Consider the following 17,892-nt stretch of genomic DNA (forward strand, 5'->3'; position numbering starts at 1 on the left):
CTTCGGCGAACGATTTTGAACTCCTACGAACACATGTATAAAAACAAACCCCGTCATATCAACGATTATCGCGATACAACGGGGTTTGCATTTTTATATTATGGAGCCGACATGATTAGTCTTCATAAATTTACTTTAAATTCTTACCGCATGGTTGGGAACAACAAAATATCTCGAATAGTATCCGTATCCGTTAACAACATGACTAAGCGATCAATTCCAATCCCTAATCCTCCTGTTGGTGCCATTCCATATTCTAGTGCTTCGATAAAGTCTTCATCAATGCCTTCCGCCTCATCATTCCCTTGAGCTGCTTCAGCAGCCTGGGCTTCAAAACGTTCCCTTTGGTCGATTGGATCATTTAATTCTGTAAAGGCATTTCCATATTCGGCGCCCATAATAAAAATCTCAAAGCGGTCAGTAAACCGATCATCATCCGCATTCTTTTTAGCCAATGGTGAAACTTCGACTGGATGTCCATATACAAAAGTGGGTTGAATTAACGTCTTTTCTACAAATTCCTCAAAGAATTCATTGATGATATGGCCCACTCCCCAAAAATCTTCTACTTTAATATGGTTGTCGATTGCCAATTGCTTAGCTTCTTCAAAGGACATAGGTTGCCAAAAATCAATTCCCGTTTGTTCCTTAATTAAATCAACCATGTGCTTCCGCGCAAAAGGTTTTGCTAGGTCTAATTGCGTACCTTGATATGTAATTTTCAAATCATTTGAAACGACCTTAGTGGCTGCCTTAATGATATTTTCAGCTTCAACCATTACATCATCAAAATCCCAATATGCAGCATATGTTTCCATTGTTGTAAATTCAGGATTATGTTTCGGATCCATTCCTTCGTTTCTGAAGACACGTCCAATTTCATAGACTTTCTCCATTCCACCCACAATCAGTCGCTTCAAATGTAGTTCCAAAGCAATTCTTAGATACATATCAATATCTAAAGCATTATGGTGTGTCACAAAGGGACGCGCCGATGCTCCACCCGCTGAGTTCTGTAAGATGGGCGTTTCAACTTCAATGAAGCCATCCCCATCCATATAACGACGAATGGCTGAAATAATCTCTGATCGTTTTTGGAATCGATTAAATGATTCCTCATTTGAAATCAAATCTAAATACCGTTTCCGATAACGCGTCTCAACGTCATTTAATCCATGAAACTTATCAGGTAGCGGACGCAATGCTTTGGTCAGGTGTGTAATTGCCTGGACATTTACTGATAACTCACCAGCTTTGGTTTTCATCATTGTTCCAGAAAAACCAAGAATATCCCCCAAATCAGATTTTTTCAGTAATTCATAGGCCTCTTCTCCAACAATAGGCTTTTGTACAAAGATTTGAATCAAACCAGTACGATCTTTAATATTGGCAAAAGTAATCTTACCTGATCGACGTTTTGTCATCATTCGTCCGGCAATCGTAACTGAAATTTGTTGCTGATCTAAATCATCAATATCAATTCGATCATAGGCTTGATGCAATTCACTTGCATGATGAGAAGCTTCGAAGCGTTGCCCAAAAGGATCAATTCCTTGTTCCCTTAATTCCGCCATCTTTTCACGACGTACCACCATTTGATCATTTAGAGATAGTTCTTGTCCTGCCATCAATTTGTCCTCATTTCCTAATAATTTTATCAATCTATTTTTGTGCTAAAATGCTCTGCAGTTCTTCAGTTGAAAATTTTATTTTATTTCCCGTAAAACGATCTACAATCTCGGCACCTTGTTTATCATCGATCATTTCTTGTAATTGATCTGAATGTAGAGTAGCCAACATAGCTGCATATTCACGCTTAGTTAAATCCGGATACAAGGCAACCTCTTCAGTTGATAATTGCTTCAAATTATCATTTCCAAAAATATGCTCTAAAATTCCAAACGTACCTTGTCCTTTTTTCAAAGTTTGACTAATCGTTGGCATTTTTTCAACCGCTTGATAAAAATGATCAAGCGCTTCTTGCTTAGCATCGGGTAACGCCGAAACAATAAATCCACCGGCAGCATGCACCTGCTTATGTTCATCGACGTTAACTTCTACCATCACTAATGAAGGAATTTGTTCTGATGTCAGCATATAATAAGTGAAATCATCATCAATACGTCCACTTACTAAGGCAACCGAACCAGTAAAGGGTTGCGCTTCTCCATCCATTTCTTTGGTAACACGTAAAAAGCCTTCTGTTCCAACTGCAGTACTAATATCGGTAACATTAACTTGTGGATTCGTTACGTATCCTCTCACTAATCCGGTAGCACTGGCTTCAGTGACAATCTTTCCAGCTGGTCCATTTCCTTCAATAGTTACCGCTAAACGTTCTTCCCCTTTTAAAACTGCATTTGAAACCAATAATGAACTTAACAGGGCCCGTCCTAGTAGATTAATTCCCATCGGAGTTGCTTGGTGAAATACAGCTGCTTTTTGCAACATTTTCGTCCCATCAATGGCAATGGCGCGAAAATTATTATCTTTTGTAATCGCTCGTACAATGGTATCAGCCATTTAATTTCTCCCATCTTTTTTAAAATGTCTCATTAATTTTAACATGACTGTCCAAATAATTCCGAATAATCTACTTAAATATAAAAGAGCCTCAGTTCGTTCAAACTAAGGCTCACTCATTGACAATGATTATTAAAAATTAATTTTTACGCTCTTTAACTTCAATTTTATCTCCACCAACAATTACAATATCTGCCGTGTTCAAGAACAAACCATGATCCACAACCCCAACTTCCTTTGATAAGTAATCTGAAAGACATTCTGGACTAGCAATTCCATCTAAATGCAAATCTAAGATATAGTGACCACCATCTGTCACTAAAGTCTTCCCGGCTTGATCCAAGCGAAGTGTAGGATTCAATCCTTCGCGCTCAAATTTACGAGCTAACTGCCCACTTCCGTAAGGAACGACTTCAACCGGCAATGGGAATGTTCCCAAAACAGGCTTCACCTTACTTTGGTCAACAATCCAAATATTTTTATTTGAATTCTTAGCAACAATTTTTTCCATCAATAATGCAGCACCGCCGCCCTTGATTCCATTCAAATAAGTATCAACTTCATCAGCCCCATCCACAGTGACATCAATATGATCCACTTCGTCAACATCAACGATCTTCATCCCCAATTCAGCACCGCGGGCAGCTGTCCGGTTTGAAGTTGTCACTCCAATAAAATCAATTTTCTTTTCAGCCAAAGCATCCAAGAAAAAAGCGACCGTTGAACCAGTTCCTAGACCTACTGTCATTCCATCTTCAATATATTGTGCCGCAAATTCAGCAGCTTTTTTCTTATTTAAATCTTGTGCATTCATGATTTTGCTCCTCGCCATTTCTTCATATTAGCTACCTGATTACTTCATTAAAAAATCGACAATCATTTTTCGCTAGTTAAACGTTTTAATGCTGAAACTAAGTTTAGTTAAATTTATACTTTTTGTCAATCCATCACCCGCGGGGGAATACTTGATTCACGAACTATTAGTTGCAAATCTAACGTCTCATTTTGTTGTGGCAAATCATGATCAGCCAAACGATTGATAATCATATTTAATGCGTCAATTCCAATTTGCTGAACAGGTTGGCGAATCGTTGTTAATGCTGGTACAAAAAATTCAGCATAATCCGTATCATCATATCCAACGACTGATATATCATTAGGAACACTGACTCCATGATTATACAATCCCCTAATTAACCCTACTGCGATTTCATCATTTAAAGCAAAGATTGCTGTGGCCCCCGTCTCAATTACTTTTTCAGCCGCCATCATTCCCCCATGTTTTGACAAATTAGTCTTAATATTATCAACCGGGTGAAGTCCCCCTTCCAATAATGCAGCAATAAAACCAGCTTCCCGTTGATGCATATTATCGGTCATATCATCGGCCATTAACAAAGCAATTTTTTTATGTCCTAATTCTAATAAATGACGAGCCGCCATCTTTCCGCCTTGCCATTCACGAACCATTACTTGATCCTTAGCGTCGAGATCCGCGCTCTGATCTAATGAAAGGTATGGAACATTTCTTTTATTTAAAAATTCAATAACTTGTTGATGCTCTGGAATCGGTCGCCCAAATATTAAAGCATCAGCTCCTCGTTCAATCAGTGAATAAATCGAAGTCTCTAAATTCTCTTCATTGGCCCCCATAAATACCAAATCAACGTTTTCAGGTCCATCTACTTGCATACTTTGAATCAAGTCAGCAAAAAAAGGCATCCGAAACGAGGGAATTAAGACCCCAATTAAGGGACTAGTCCCCCCTTTTAAACGTTTAGCAGCAATGTTAGGAATATACCCTAGTTCATTTCTGGCCGTAATGACTTTATGAATTGTTTCATCAGAAAAGCGCTCTTTTTTATTATTTATTATTTGCGAAACTGTTGCAATGGAAACACCTGCAAGCTTTGCAACATCCTTAATCGAAGCTTTTTTCATGATTTTATCCTTTTATTTTTATTTAATGTAACCGTTTTTTTAATTTACGTTTATATAGTATAATACATAATAAGTTTTAATGTTGACTAAAGGTTCAAGTTTTTTTAATTTTTAAAAATTCTTGGAAGCGCTTGCATTTTCAAAAATGATCGTGTATCGTTGTCTTCAGTTAAACGTTTCAACATTCTTTTATTTCTCTTTTTTTGGAAAGGATCATGACATGTACTTACTCATTAATATTGTCGGGGTTTTTGTCACACTGGGAGTAGCCTACCTCTTCTCACGTGATAAAAAGAATATCCAATGGAAATCCGTTGGAATTGTGACCGCATTGCAATTATTTTTAGCCTGGTTCTTTGTGAACTTCAGCATTGGTCGTCAAGCCGTTGTTGCTGCTGCAAATGGTTTCAACTGGTTAGTTGCTACTGCCTACAAAGGAATCGCATTTGCTCTTCCAGAGTGGGTTTCTACCACAATTCCTGGTGCCGGTGGAACTTTAGACGGGCCAATGAATTTCGTAACTTCTGCCTTAATGCCAATCTTATTGGTTGTCCCACTATTTGATATTTTAACTTATATTGGTTTCCTTCCATGGGTAGTTAAGTGGATTGGTCGGGGATTATCATTTATTACTGGTCAACCTAAATTCGAAGCTTTTTTCTCAGTTGAAATGATGTTCTTAGGAAACACCGAAGTTTTGGCTGTGTCTAAGGCTCAATTAAACCAAATGAGCGGAACTCGTAACTTAACCTTGGCTTTGATGTCAATGAGCTGTGTTACTGCTTCAATCATTGGTGCATATACCCAAATGATGCCTGGTCAATACGTTTTGACGGCTGTTCCTTTGAATATCTTAGGTGCCATCGTAATTTCTGCCATTTTGAATCCCATTAAGTTGGATCCAGAAGAAGATGTTGTTGTCGAAATTAATGAACCCGTTGAAGTGGCCCAAGCTGATGGAACCATGAAAATGGAACGTCCAAAGAAAGAACCTTTCTTCTCATTCTTGGGTGATTCAATTTTGAGTGCTGGTAAGTTGATCTTAATTATCTTTGCATCTGTTGTTGCATTCGTAGCATTAGCCAACTTGATCGATCGCTTATTCTCATTAACTGGCTTTAGCTGGCTTTCACTTGAAAATATCTTTGGTGTTGTAATGTTCCCATTTGCATGGTTACTAGGTTTCAACCCTCACGATGCTTTCGAAATTGCTCAATATATGGGAACTAAGCTAGTAACTAACGAATTCGTTGTGATGGGAGAGGTCTCAAAGAGTGTTATGGCTGGAACTGGTTTGTTTGCTAATAAGCATGCGGTTGCCGTATTAACAGTCTTTGTTACTTCATTTGCTAACTTCTCAACCGTTGGAATGATCATTGGTGCCTTCAAGGGATTGGTATCTCGCGAAAAAGTTGATTTGATTTCTAAAAACGTACCTTTGATGTTAGTATCAGGAATTTTGGTTTCACTGCTTTCTGCGGGAATGGCCGGATTATTTGCCTGGTAAACTAAATCAAACTTGTATCAAACACTAACTAAACGGGGCTGGGAGCAATGCAATGTCCTCACCTCGTTTTTTATTTTTCTGATTTATTGAACTTATTAGATTTAGAAGGGAATTTTACTCATGATAATGAAAAAAGAAGCTTTAATTTTAGATATGGACCCTGGAATTGATGATGCAGTTGCCCTTTCAATTGCATTAACTCGACCCGAATTTGATTTAAAATTATTAACAGGAGTTGCCGGGAATGTCAGTGTTGAAAAAACCACAGCTAATTTATTAAAATTAGCAGAATTCTTTAACCGAACTGATATTCCGGTCGCAATGGGTGCTAAAGCCCCATTGCGACGTGAATTTAAAGATGCTTCGTATATTCATGGTGCCTCTGGTATGCCAGGCTATGATTTCCCTGAAATCACACATCAACCAATTGAGGCTGATGCCGTTGAAGCAATGTACCAGGTATTAAATGATGCTCCAGAGCCATTAACAATTGTAGCGACTGGTTCATATACCAATATTGCTTTATTACTAAATCAACATCCTGAAATCAAACCCAAAATTAAGCGCCTTGTTCTCATGGGTGGCTCATTATCAGGTGGAAACGTTTCGTCTGTTGCCGAATTTAACGTCTTCACTGATCCTGATGCGGCAGATATCGTCTTTAACAGCGGTTTAGATATTACCATGATCGGACTAGACGTGACCTTAAAGGCACTCTTGTCAAATCAATCGATTCAAGATGTCGCTAAAGTTGGTGAAGTTGGTAAAATGATTTCAGGTGTCATGACCGCCTACAATGATGTCGAAGATGATGGTAAACCAATGCACGATGTAAATACCATTTTATTCCTCTTACACCCCGAATTTTTCACGCTCGAAGACCATATGATTTACGTCATTACTGACGGTCCAGCGATTGGTGGTACCATTGCTGATACTCAAGATCGTTGGTCAAACGGACAACTAAATGCCCATGTTGCCGTTGATATTGATGCTCAAGCCTTTGAAAAGTGGTTCTTAGCAGAAATTCCGCATATGAATCAAATGAAAGACAATCCCATCAAATAAATTCGGATACTGCATTTTAAACGCGAAAGGAACGACTTATGGCAACGAAAAAAATGATTTTAGATTTAGATACGGGAATTGACGACGCGTTAGCGCTGGCGTTGGCTGTCGAAGATCCCAGAGTAGACTTAATTGGAATTATTTCTTCATACGGAAACACCTTAATTGAAACTGCTGGCCAAAATTCATTAGATTTATTACATCTCTTACAAGCAGATGATGTTCCTGTTTATTTAGGTGAAAATCATTCATCAACGACTCAATCATTTGAAACGATGCCCATCTCGATGGCAATTCATGGTGATAATGGAATTGGAAACATTGAATTAGAACCAGCCACGAAGCCAATTGAAACCCAATCTGGTGTACAATTCTTAATTGAAGCTGCACATGAATATGGTTATGATTTAATTTATTTACCAACCGGACCACTAACAAATCTCGCAGCAGCAATCCGACAAGATCCAACTGTAGCAGAGTTAATTGGTCAAACTACTCTGATGGGGGGCGCTTTGACCGTTCCTGGTAATGTAACTCCTTTTACAGAAGCCAACATTAATCAAGATCCCGAAGCAGCTGACTATGTTTTCACACATCAAAAAAACATCACAATGGTTGGGTTAGATGTCACGCTTCGAACCCTTCTCACTAAAGAACATACTAAAGCTTGGCGGGAATTAGGAACTTTAGCCGGAACACAATATGCCGATATGATGGATTATTATATTGACGCTTATGACACACTTGATATCGATCACCGTGGGGCCGCTTTACATGATCCACTAGCAGTGGCGGTGTCAATTGATCCAAATTATGTCACTACCATTGATCTCAATTTACGGGTAACGTATGATCGTGAATCTGGCGACTATGGTCGAACCATTGGTGACAAACAAAGGCTCTTAGATTCAACCACGACAAAAGTGGCCGTCAATGTTGATAACGAACGTTTTGTCCGTGACTTCCAAGATTTCATGTTAGATATTTTAAAAAATTAACATGATACTTAATGTTTCAGACCATTCTCGGATCCGAGAATGGTCTTTTTTATCGTTAAATTTCTCGCTCTACTAAAAAATCACACCCAGATATTTCATCTAGATGTGATTCATTAAATTAAATTTTAATCACGCGGATACAAAGTTTCAGCATCACCTTGTGATTCTTTACGTTCTTCTTTGTGCTCTTCAACTGCTTGTGATACCTTTTGGCTCGCAACTTGTTTAGCTTCTTCATAAGACATTGGCTGATCGTCATCTGATTCCACTTCGTTGGTAGCTGGCATCTTTCCAGTTTCATACAAGCTGAGAATTTGCTTCTCATCCAAAGTTTCAAATTCAAGCAATGCCTTTGCAATCGCCTCGTGCTTATCTTGATATTGTACAATAATATCGTGTGCACGCGCATATCCCTCAGTTGTTAATCGACGAACTTCTTCGTCAATTAATTGTGCTGTGGACTCTGAATAAGGAGCCCCCTCACCATACGGGTTATTGAATGATTGACCATTTTTAGCCAATTGAACCATTCCCAATTTGTCAGACATTCCATATTCTGTAACCATAGCTCGAGCAATTCCGGTTGCTTGTTCAAAATCATTTGAAGCCCCAGAAGATTGTTGCTTAAACATTACCATTTCAGCCGCACGACCACCCATCAAACCGGCGATTTGATCTTCTGCATTATCCTTTGACATCAACATCTGATCTTCACGTGGCAGCATAATAGCGTAACCACCTGCGCGACCACGTGGAACAATCGTCACCTTGTGTACAACACGAGCTTCATTCAAAACCAAACCAACAATTGCGTGTCCCGCTTCATGGTATGCGACAGTTTCACGTTCCTTAGCTGAAACAACTCGATCCTTTTTCGCTGGACCAGCAATTACACGATCCTCAGCTTCATCAACATCATCAGCTTCAATTACCTTTTTATTCTGACGAGCCGCGAGCAAAGCAGCTTCATTCAAAAGGTTAGCTAAATCAGCTCCTACAAAACCAGGCGTTTGCTTGGCTACTTCCTTCAAATCCACATCTGGACCTAAAGGCTTGTCTTTGGCGTGAACCTTTAAAATAGCTTCGCGGCCCTTGACATCCGGTTGTCCCACTAAAATCTTTCGGTCAAAACGACCAGGGCGGAGCAAGGCGGGATCCAAGACGTCTGAACGATTGGTTGCCGCAATCACAATCACTCCTTCATTACCTGAGAAACCGTCCATCTCAATCAACATTTGATTCAATGTTTGTTCCCGTTCGTCATTACCACCACCCATTCCTGAGCCACGCTTCCGTCCAACTGCATCAATTTCATCAATAAAGATAATTGATGGGGCAGATTTCTTCGCATTTTCAAATAAATCACGAACTCGACTAGCTCCAACTCCGACAAACATCTCCACAAAGTCAGAACCAGAAATTGAAAAGAAAGGTACGGCTGCTTCACCAGCGACGGCACGCGCCAACAAAGTTTTACCTGTTCCAGGAGGGCCCTCAAGAAGGACCCCTTTTGGAATTTTAGCCCCTAATTTAGTGAATTTACTTGGGCTACGTAGGAATTCGACCACTTCCACCAATTCTTGTTTTTCTTCTTCAGCTCCAGCCACATCACCAAATCGAATCTTATTTTCCTCTGGATCTGCAGGCTTAGCTTTTGATTTTCCGATATTCATCATACCACCGGAACCACCACGGCCACCTTGTCCCATACCACTCATCATGAGCCATAGGAACCCAATCATGAAGACCATTGGTAAGACCGTTACAAGTAAGGATCCCCAAACATTTGAATCTTCAGGTTGAGTACTAATCTTAGTATTCGTCTTCGATGCTGCTTGGTTGATTGCCTTAACTGTTGAATCGTTTGGCAAAGCATTAACTTCAAATGAAGTTACTTTGGGTTTAGCATTCCCCAAAACTTTAGCCATTAACGTTCCTTCTTTAGCTGCTGTGACTTTCTCCGTCTGTGGATTACGATAATCACCTTTAATATCATAAACGCCAGCACCTGGCTTGATTTCAATTGACTTAATTTTCTTATCATTCAACTGCTTAATAAATGTTGAAGTCTCAATCTTCTTAACGGTATTAGTATCCTTAGGTCCAATCACCCAATAAACTAATCCTAATACTGCTAGAAGCATAATCACATAAAATAAGCTTTGTCGAACAAAATTACCACTTGGGCGATTCTTCATGCTTCGTTTCTCCTTTAATCCACATTAATTTATTTTTTAATCAGCATTGATGCTAACCATTCTAATGCGTGGGGGTTATTTCATGGTCTACTAGGTCGGCATGTTCCGGAGCGTAAACTTCCTTCTTCAAAATACCAACATATGGTAAATTACGGTAGAGTTCTTTATCATCTACGCTATAATCAAGACCATATCCAACCACAAAAGCCTTGGGAACATCAAATCCAATGTATTCCACATCTTCTTTAACGACACGCCCTTCCTTTTTATCAAGGAGGCTTGCTGTTTTAACGCTATTTGCACCACGTTGCACTAGCAATTCCTTCATAAATTTTAATGAGCGACCAGTATCCACGATATCTTCCATAATAATGACATCTCGGTTTTTAACATCACTTTGAATATCAGTTACCAAAGATACATCCCCAGAACTAGTAATTCCACCATTATAGCTAGACACATTAATAAACTCAACCTCAGTATATTCCATGTATCGCATTACATCTACTGCCCAAAGGGCGGCACCCTTTAAAACAACTAAAATAATCGGGGTCTTATTTTCATAGTCATGGGCTAATTGCTTACCAACGCGTTGCGCCGCCTCGGCAATTGCTTCTTGACTGTATAGGACTCGCTCGATATCGTTATCCATCTTACTTACACTCATTGAATCGTCCCCTCATGTCAGGCATTTTATTTTTTAAATATACCCCTTTATTTTATCACGAATTATCAATTAAATCTGATTGATTTATGACTTTTTGTAAGGTTAATTGACGTTTATTTCTAATTGCTTGTAAATTATGCGAAATTTGCACCGAACCACGATTAACATTCGGATTTTTCATTAGTTGCATAATTTGATACAACTGTTGATCTTTAACTTCATACTGTTCTTGATTCTTCATCCACTTTTGTAAAATTAAAATTTGTAAATCTGAATCGGTAGTTTGCCACGAAAATGTGCCTAATTCCATTTGCTCGGCTTGCTTAGCTAAAAGTGGTTCAGCTAAGTTTAATAATGCCCCTAATTGATCAACTGTTTTTAAAAGATGCTTTGAAAAACCTTTATTAATTTGTTTTAATTCAGGAATAATTCCTTGGCGCAGACGATTACGGGCATACGTTTGATCATAATTTGAACTATCTTCAATTACCTCTAAAATTGGTTGCTTAACTAATTGTGGCAAATCAGTTTTAGCCAAGTTTAAAAATGGTCGCCTAATATCTAATCCATCCCGTAATTGTTGCATAGGCATTCCCATTAGTTGAGATAGTTGCGCCCCTCTTGCGAGCTTAAATAAAATGGTTTCCACCTGATCATCTTGATGATGTGCGGTTACAATAATCCGCGTCCCCCATTCTAAGGCTTGTTGCTTAAGAAGAGCATAACGCCGGTCTCGAGCTTGTTCTTCAATTCCATGTTGAGGAACTTCTTCCCAATTAATACGTTTAATCGCAACATGAGCAAACCTTTGGCGATGCGCCTCAAGCCAAGTTTGGACAAATTGTTCTTCTTGGTCTGCATCCGCCCGAAGTTGATGATTAATATAAATCACACTCACTTTTGGCTGTAAATTACCGGGTAATCCCCCGTCCGTCAACCAAGTCGCCAAATGCAATGAATCAAACCCACCAGATAAGGCAACAACGACATGCTCATTTGCATTAAATAACTGGGCATCTTGTAATTCTTTAATTAGCTTCATTCTGACTGTTTTGGGCTGAACCACAACATCTCTCCTCTCGAATCCGTCTTTAATCTAATAAAAAAGGCTGGACGAGGTCCAGGCCTTGAATATATTTATTTATCAGGTAAATTAAAAACCACTTCACCTGCTTTAGTATACATATAATGTTGTCGAACATACTGCTCAACATAATCTTCATTTTGAAGATTATTTTTCAAAGCGACTAAACGCTTATTTTCAGTTTTAGCTTTTTTTACTTGTTGTTCAACTTTTAAACTCTGTGCCTCAGCAGTCCTTAGCTGTAAGTAATTACCAATCCCAGTTACCATAATGACACTACAAAAGACCACCGCCATTCCATAAATTAATTTGGTACGTCGACGATGAACTTGACGCATATGAATTCGTTGCTTCTCTGAATTATATTGAATAAAACGAGCACCAGCGGAATCCAAAGGTTGAATGTTATTATTTTTTTGAATACGTTGGACCATCTCAAGTTCCTCCGGTCAAAATTAAACGATTGGTAACGTTATCATTACATTTTTAACCGGAACAGTCGATAATTATTAATAAATCTTAATAATTTTATAAACTATTTACTTGAGTCTGTGAGCGCATCCTCACGTAAAATTTTATACATGTGCTCCGCATCTTCTTTTTTAGTCGTCTCAATGATTCGCTCAATTTCTAGAACCATCAACCGATTACCAAACTTAATTGATAATTCATCCCCCACCTTAACATCTGATGAAGACTTAGCCACCTTATCATTAATCGTAATTCGACCTTGGTCCGCAATTTCTTTAGCCACCGCCCGGCGCTTAATTAAACGTGAAACTTTCAAAAATTTATCAATTCTCATTTACTTAACCTCATTTAAATTCATTTTTGCAACGACTGTCTCACCCTTGGGTAATAGTCGAATTTCATTAGTTGTTAATACCTGCCATTTAACAACGCCACTACCAAATAATAGTATACCAAACACTACACCTAGAATTAGTCCCCAAACCGTGGTGATTCTTTGGCTTCCAAAATAATGCTCAAATATCTTCATCATAATCCAAACTAAACTTAGCATTACAGTGCTTAAAGCCAAACCTTTACAGATCAGTGATCGCAAACCTAATCCGGACCATAATTCTTTTGGAATGCACCAAATTGTGTATCCTAGAATGACGATCAAACCCACAACAGTCGCCAAACTTGCTCCGCTCAACCCGATAAAGCGCATGAATACATCATTTAGAATCCATTTTAGTGAAATACCAATCAGAATTACGCTTGTTAAGTTTTGTGTGCGACCCAAACTTTGGAGGATAGTAATTAATACTAAAATCATGGTTGCAGGTATCATCGACAAGATATAAAGCCCCAATACAAAGGTCCCCTCCCGACTACCAAATAAACTTTGATTGAGTTGAGGTAGAACCGCTAGCATACCACTCGTTGTTGCAATAATTAAAAGCAATGATAACCGGATAGAGCTAGCAAAATCTTTTTTGAATTGTTGCTGTTGGTTCGTCACATAATAATGGCGCAAATTGGGTATCAATGCTGCCCCAATACTGGTAGCAAGTACCATTCCTAACTGAACCAGCGGCTGTCCACGATCGTATACTCCTTTTAAGTTTTCAGCATGAATTTCGTTTAACCCGTTGACAACCAAATTTTGTTTTACCGTAAACGCATCAACTAATTGGAACAAAACTAGAAGTGCCGCCACGAGGACTAACAATCCCCCTTCAGACCACGTTCGATGAATAAGCAGGCGCCATTGAAATTGAGGTGCCTTTTTAAGTTTTTCTCTTTCAACCTTATCAACTGTATAAATTTCCCGATATTTTTTGAAAATAAATAGTGCGGCAAAAAAAGATGCAATTGGCGCGCCTGCCATCGTCCAAGTCCCCATTTTATAAATTGACCATTGCTGCTGATTTGCCCAAACCGCAAAGAAAACAATTACACTCACACGAACAATTTGTTCGATCATTTGTGAAAAAGCGGTCGGAAGTATTTCAAACGCACCCTGTGAATAGCCCCGGGCGGTTGCTAACAAAGGCATCAACAAAAACATCCATGCAACGGCTTGAATAACCGGTGCCAGGGCGGGATCTCCTCCCATTCCTCGCGCTAATATCGGGGCGCCGATGAATAATCCCAAAAAGATCAATATACTAACTATGGTTAATAAGTGATGCAACCTTTGTGCTATAAATTTAGCATGCTGCACATCAGGCTGCTCACTAACTAATTTGGAAATAACCAGTGGCCAACCACTCAATGCCAAGACTACTCCAATTCCATAAATTGGGTAAACCTGCTGATAAACATAAAAGCCACGATTACCCACTAAATTCTGTAAGGGAATTCGATATAGTGCGCTCAAAATTTTAGCCACTAAACCCGTTAGTGTTAAAATTCCTGCCCCAGCGATTAAATTATTACTTTGCTCCTTTTTCTTGGGTTGCATTAAAGGCCTCCAAAAAGATTTTTAGTCCATCTAACCAATTGTCTTGGGTCATTTTCGGTTGAATCACAACATCAATTTGAGCAGGTTGCATCGCAATTGCTTGGCCTCTTAATCGACCTTGCTTGAGTGCCACCAACCAATCAACTTGCCTTAAATTAGCCTGCGGTGTAAAGAACACATGGATAATTTCAGTTCTAACCTTATCTCGAATAATTTTAGATACTCCCACCAGATCAGCTAATCGCTTTAATTCAGCGATCGCTAGAAGATAGTGTGCCGCCATAGGTAGTTCCCCATAACGATCCAACAAATCTTCTTCGATCTCCACTAAGTCATTTGCTACTTTAGCTCGGCTAATTCTCTGGTAAAGTTCAATTTTAGATGCTCCGCCTGGAACATATTTTTCAGGCAAATATGCCTCAACATCTAAATTAATTTCGGCATCCGTTTGCACTTTCGCCTTTTCCTTACCTTGTTTAGCAGCCACCGCTTCCTGCAACATTTGGGTGTATAGATCGTATCCAACGGTATTGATAAATCCATGTTGTTGAGAGCCGAGCAAATCGCCTGCCCCTCGGATGGATAGGTCACGCATTGCGATCTTAAAGCCCGAACCTAATTCAGTAAAATCACGAATCGCTTCAAGGCGATGCTCACTTACCTCAGTTAATGTTCGATTAGCTGGATACATAAAATAAGCATACGCCAAATTATTTGAACGGCCTACCCGCCCCCGAATTTGATACAGTTGCGCCAATCCCATCCGATCCGCAGATTCAACTACTAACGTATTAGCATTTGGAATATCAACCCCTGTTTCAATGATTGTCGTTGTCACCAGTACATCATAATCGCCATGAATAAAGTCAAAAAGAATTCCTTCCAACTGCACTTCAGTCATTCGACCATGGATGATGGCCACCCGAGCATCTGGAACTAAACTTTCAACATAAAGGCGTGTTTTTTCAATATCATCTACTCGATTGTGCAAATAAAAAGTTTGACCACCACGTGCCATTTCACGTTCAATCGCCATTGCAATTTCACGACCATTTTGCTCCATTACGTAAGTTTGGATTGGAAAACGATTTGCTGGCGGTGTCTCTAACACCGATAAATCACGAGCTCCTACCATTGCCATATTTAATGTTCTAGGAATGGGAGTCGCCGTTAACGTCAAAACATCTACATCAGTTTTCAATTGTTTCAAACGCTCTTTATGTTTCACCCCAAAACGCTGTTCTTCATCAATAATTAATAATCCTAGATCGGCAAATTCAATACTTTTTCCAAGCAACTTATGTGTTCCAACGATCATATCAATCTCATGATCTTGTAGTGCTTGCACAATGGTCTTAACTTCTTTAGCTGATTGAAACCTTGATAACATGGCAATTTTAACATCGAATCCATCAAAACGAACTTGCATGGATTCAAAATGCTGTTCTGCCAAAATCGTTGTTGGTACTAACATGGCGACCTGTTTATGCTCGTGAACCGCTTTAAAAGCCGCACGAAAAGCCACTTCTGTTTTTCCAAATCCAACATCACCAACTAATAAACGATCCATTGGTTGGATTTTTTCCATATCTTTTTTAATTTCTTGCGTCGCCTGTAATTGATCAGCCGTTTCTGGATAAGGAAATGCCGCTTCAAACCGCTGCACTTCTGCATCATCTTCAGCAAAAGCAAAGCCACGCTTCGCCTCCCGCTCTGCATATAATTGTAGCAACTCATCTGCCATGTCTTCAACACGTGCTGCCACCTTACGTTTGGCTTTAACCCACTCAGTTCCACCTAGTTTATTTAATTTAGGTGCTTTTTCCCCAGCACTCACATATTTTTGAACCAAGTCCAATTGCGAGACAGGAATAAATACTTTTCCCGATCCTCGATACTGAATCGTTATATAATCCTGCTTAACGCCCTTAGTCTCTAAAGTCGTAATACCCTCATAAATTCCAATCCCGTGGTTAACATGAACTACAAAATCTCCAACCTTCAATTCGTTATAACTTTTAATGCGCTCTGCATTACTGAGGGTTTGGCGCCTAGGTGCTTTTTTGGTGATCGTCTTAAATAATTCTTTTTCAGTTAAAACAACCAACTTTAATAATGGAATTTCAAAGCCTTCATGTAATGGTAATGTTGTTAATTGTGTTCGATTTAAGACCAACTGATCAGGCGCCACTGTATTAACACCTACTTTAAAATCAGTCAGTGTTTGTTCTAATTTCGCTTGACGTTCTGCTGTATTCGTCAAAAAGATAATTGTATAATTTTGGCGTTGCCACCTAGTTACTTCAGCTTGAACCATTGGCATTTGATTATAGAACTGTTGGGTGGGACGAATCACTAAATTCGTCAAGGAATTTTGTTTCAAACCACTCACACCTCGCCCCATTGGCGATAAAATCAGATTGGCATGTTGATCGTTTTGAATAATCTGTTCAAAATTAACGTCTTGTTCAACATAGGGTAAAATTTGGTTTTGTTCCAACCGATCGGCCCACCACTCCATGCTATCCGCCTGAGCCTGCTTAGCATTCTCCAACATACGTGGGTAATCATCATAAATCACTACCCCTTGCTGAGGTAAATAATCTAGTATTGTCGTCTGGGCGGGGTATAGATATGCCAAATATTGGCGCATTTCTGGTAGAACGGTTCCCTGTTCTAAAGCTGTCAATAATGGCTGAACAGCTTCAGTTAGATGCCTCTTTGCGGCACCTTCCAAATGATCGCGAGCCTGAGTTAGAGCTAACTCTAATTTAAGCTGTGCTTGGTTTAAATCTTGTTCATCCGCAATTAAATCAGTCACAGGTAGTAACTGAACCGTTGTTAATTGTTCTAGACTTTTCTGGGTCTCAACATCAAATGTCCGCAAAGAGTCTAAATCCGTATCAAAAAAATCCATCCGAATTGGGTTTTCGTAATTTAGTGGGTAGATGTCAATAATTGATCCTCGAATCGAAAATTCACCCGGAGATTGTACCGCATCTACTCGATGATAGCCCATAGTATTGATACTAGCTTGCAGTTGATCGAGTTGATAACTCTGATTAAAATCAATCTTAATTGCCGCGCGCTCAAATTTACCTAAGTCTGGCAAAAACTGATTCACACCCGCATAACCCGTCACAATGATAGGTTGTTGGTCATTTCTTAATCGCTCTAAAGCAGTCACACGAGCAAGAATAGTATCCAAAGACGCCAGGGAAATTTGAGCACTCAATGTTTCTTCTGCCGGAAAATATATTACGCGTTCTTCGCCCAATAAACCTATTAAGTCTTCTGCCAACTGTTGGGCATGGAATTGACTGTCCGTTACCAATAACATTGGTTGTTTTAACGATTGATTCAATCCACTTAAATAAACCGATCGCGCACTTCCCGTTAGGCCAGTCAAAACATGGTTCCCACCAGCTTGAATTGCTTGCACCAGTTCATGATATTTTGGATTGTCTGTTAAAAATTCTGATAGTATCAT

At 39.2% G+C, this 17,892-nt stretch carries 14 protein-coding genes; 3 read left to right on the plus strand and 11 right to left on the minus strand.

Translation table 11 applies throughout. The annotated features are described in order from the left end of the window. Window positions 1–143 precede the first annotated feature (143 nt). The 4 genes from lysS to rbsR all read right to left on the minus strand — a co-directional run bounded on the left by lysS (window position 144) and on the right by rbsR (window position 4,464). Window positions 144–1,628 (minus strand): lysine--tRNA ligase, encoded by a 1,485-nt coding sequence (lysS, locus tag G7084_RS00305; RefSeq protein WP_166008982.1) that lies wholly within the window; start codon window positions 1,626–1,628, stop codon window positions 144–146. A 34-nt stretch (window positions 1,629–1,662) separates the two neighbouring features. Further along, the gene (locus G7084_RS00310; RefSeq protein ID WP_166008984.1) at window positions 1,663–2,523 is read right to left on the minus strand and encodes an Hsp33 family molecular chaperone HslO; all 861 of its coding nucleotides are present in this window, start codon (window positions 2,521–2,523) and stop codon (window positions 1,663–1,665) included. A gap of 139 nt (window positions 2,524–2,662) precedes the next feature. Beyond that, window positions 2,663–3,337: a ribose-5-phosphate isomerase RpiA gene (rpiA, locus tag G7084_RS00315; protein ID WP_166008986.1), complete on the minus strand. Its 675-nt coding sequence runs from the start codon at window positions 3,335–3,337 to the stop codon at window positions 2,663–2,665. A gap of 125 nt (window positions 3,338–3,462) precedes the next feature. Then, on the minus strand, window positions 3,463–4,464 hold the full coding sequence (gene rbsR / locus G7084_RS00320; protein WP_166008988.1) for a ribose utilization transcriptional repressor RbsR: 1,002 nt from the start codon (window positions 4,462–4,464) through the stop codon (window positions 3,463–3,465). Window positions 4,465–4,684: 220 nt separating this feature from the next. On the opposite strand from rbsR, the gene G7084_RS00325 reads away from it, so the two are divergent. The 3 genes from G7084_RS00325 (at window position 4,685) to G7084_RS00335 (ending at window position 8,037) form a co-directional block, all read left to right on the plus strand. After that, window positions 4,685–5,971: a NupC/NupG family nucleoside CNT transporter gene (locus G7084_RS00325; protein ID WP_166008990.1), complete on the plus strand. Its 1,287-nt coding sequence runs from the start codon at window positions 4,685–4,687 to the stop codon at window positions 5,969–5,971. A 120-nt stretch (window positions 5,972–6,091) separates the two neighbouring features. Further along, a complete protein-coding gene (rihC, locus tag G7084_RS00330; RefSeq protein WP_166008992.1) occupies window positions 6,092–7,039 on the plus strand; it encodes a ribonucleoside hydrolase RihC in 948 nt (315 codons plus the stop codon). 38 nt (window positions 7,040–7,077) lie between these two features. Further along, entirely contained in the window at window positions 7,078–8,037 is a 960-nt protein-coding gene (locus tag G7084_RS00335; RefSeq protein WP_166008994.1) for a nucleoside hydrolase, read from the plus strand. Between the two features lie 125 nt (window positions 8,038–8,162). Here G7084_RS00335 and ftsH read toward each other — a convergent pair whose 3' ends face one another. The 7 genes from ftsH to mfd all read right to left on the minus strand — a co-directional run bounded on the left by ftsH (window position 8,163) and on the right by mfd (window position 17,892). Continuing rightward, window positions 8,163–10,235 carry an ATP-dependent zinc metalloprotease FtsH gene (gene ftsH / locus G7084_RS00340; RefSeq protein ID WP_166008996.1) on the minus strand — a complete coding sequence of 691 codons (2,073 nt, stop codon included), beginning with the start codon at window positions 10,233–10,235 and terminating at the stop codon, window positions 8,163–8,165. 61 nt (window positions 10,236–10,296) lie between these two features. Next, window positions 10,297–10,887 (minus strand): hypoxanthine phosphoribosyltransferase, encoded by a 591-nt coding sequence (gene hpt / locus G7084_RS00345; RefSeq protein ID WP_166011636.1) that lies wholly within the window; start codon window positions 10,885–10,887, stop codon window positions 10,297–10,299. 70 nt (window positions 10,888–10,957) lie between these two features. After that, entirely contained in the window at window positions 10,958–11,944 is a 987-nt protein-coding gene (gene tilS / locus G7084_RS00350; RefSeq protein ID WP_246163808.1) for a tRNA lysidine(34) synthetase TilS, read from the minus strand. Window positions 11,945–12,039: 95 nt separating this feature from the next. Beyond that, window positions 12,040–12,420 carry an FtsB family cell division protein gene (locus G7084_RS00355; protein ID WP_246163810.1) on the minus strand — a complete coding sequence of 127 codons (381 nt, stop codon included), beginning with the start codon at window positions 12,418–12,420 and terminating at the stop codon, window positions 12,040–12,042. A gap of 101 nt (window positions 12,421–12,521) precedes the next feature. Then, on the minus strand, window positions 12,522–12,791 hold the full coding sequence (locus tag G7084_RS00360; RefSeq protein WP_166009000.1) for an RNA-binding S4 domain-containing protein: 270 nt from the start codon (window positions 12,789–12,791) through the stop codon (window positions 12,522–12,524). Next, window positions 12,792–14,402: a putative polysaccharide biosynthesis protein gene (locus G7084_RS00365; RefSeq protein ID WP_166009002.1), complete on the minus strand. Its 1,611-nt coding sequence runs from the start codon at window positions 14,400–14,402 to the stop codon at window positions 12,792–12,794. It abuts the gene before it with no gap. Next, window positions 14,374–17,892, minus strand: a complete 3,519-nt coding sequence (mfd, locus tag G7084_RS00370; protein ID WP_166009003.1) for a transcription-repair coupling factor — start codon at window positions 17,890–17,892, stop codon at window positions 14,374–14,376. The genes G7084_RS00365 and mfd overlap by 29 nt, the downstream gene beginning before the upstream one ends.

Source organism: Weissella coleopterorum, from assembly GCF_011304355.1.
Lineage (GTDB): Bacteria > Bacillota > Bacilli > Lactobacillales > Lactobacillaceae > Weissella > Weissella coleopterorum.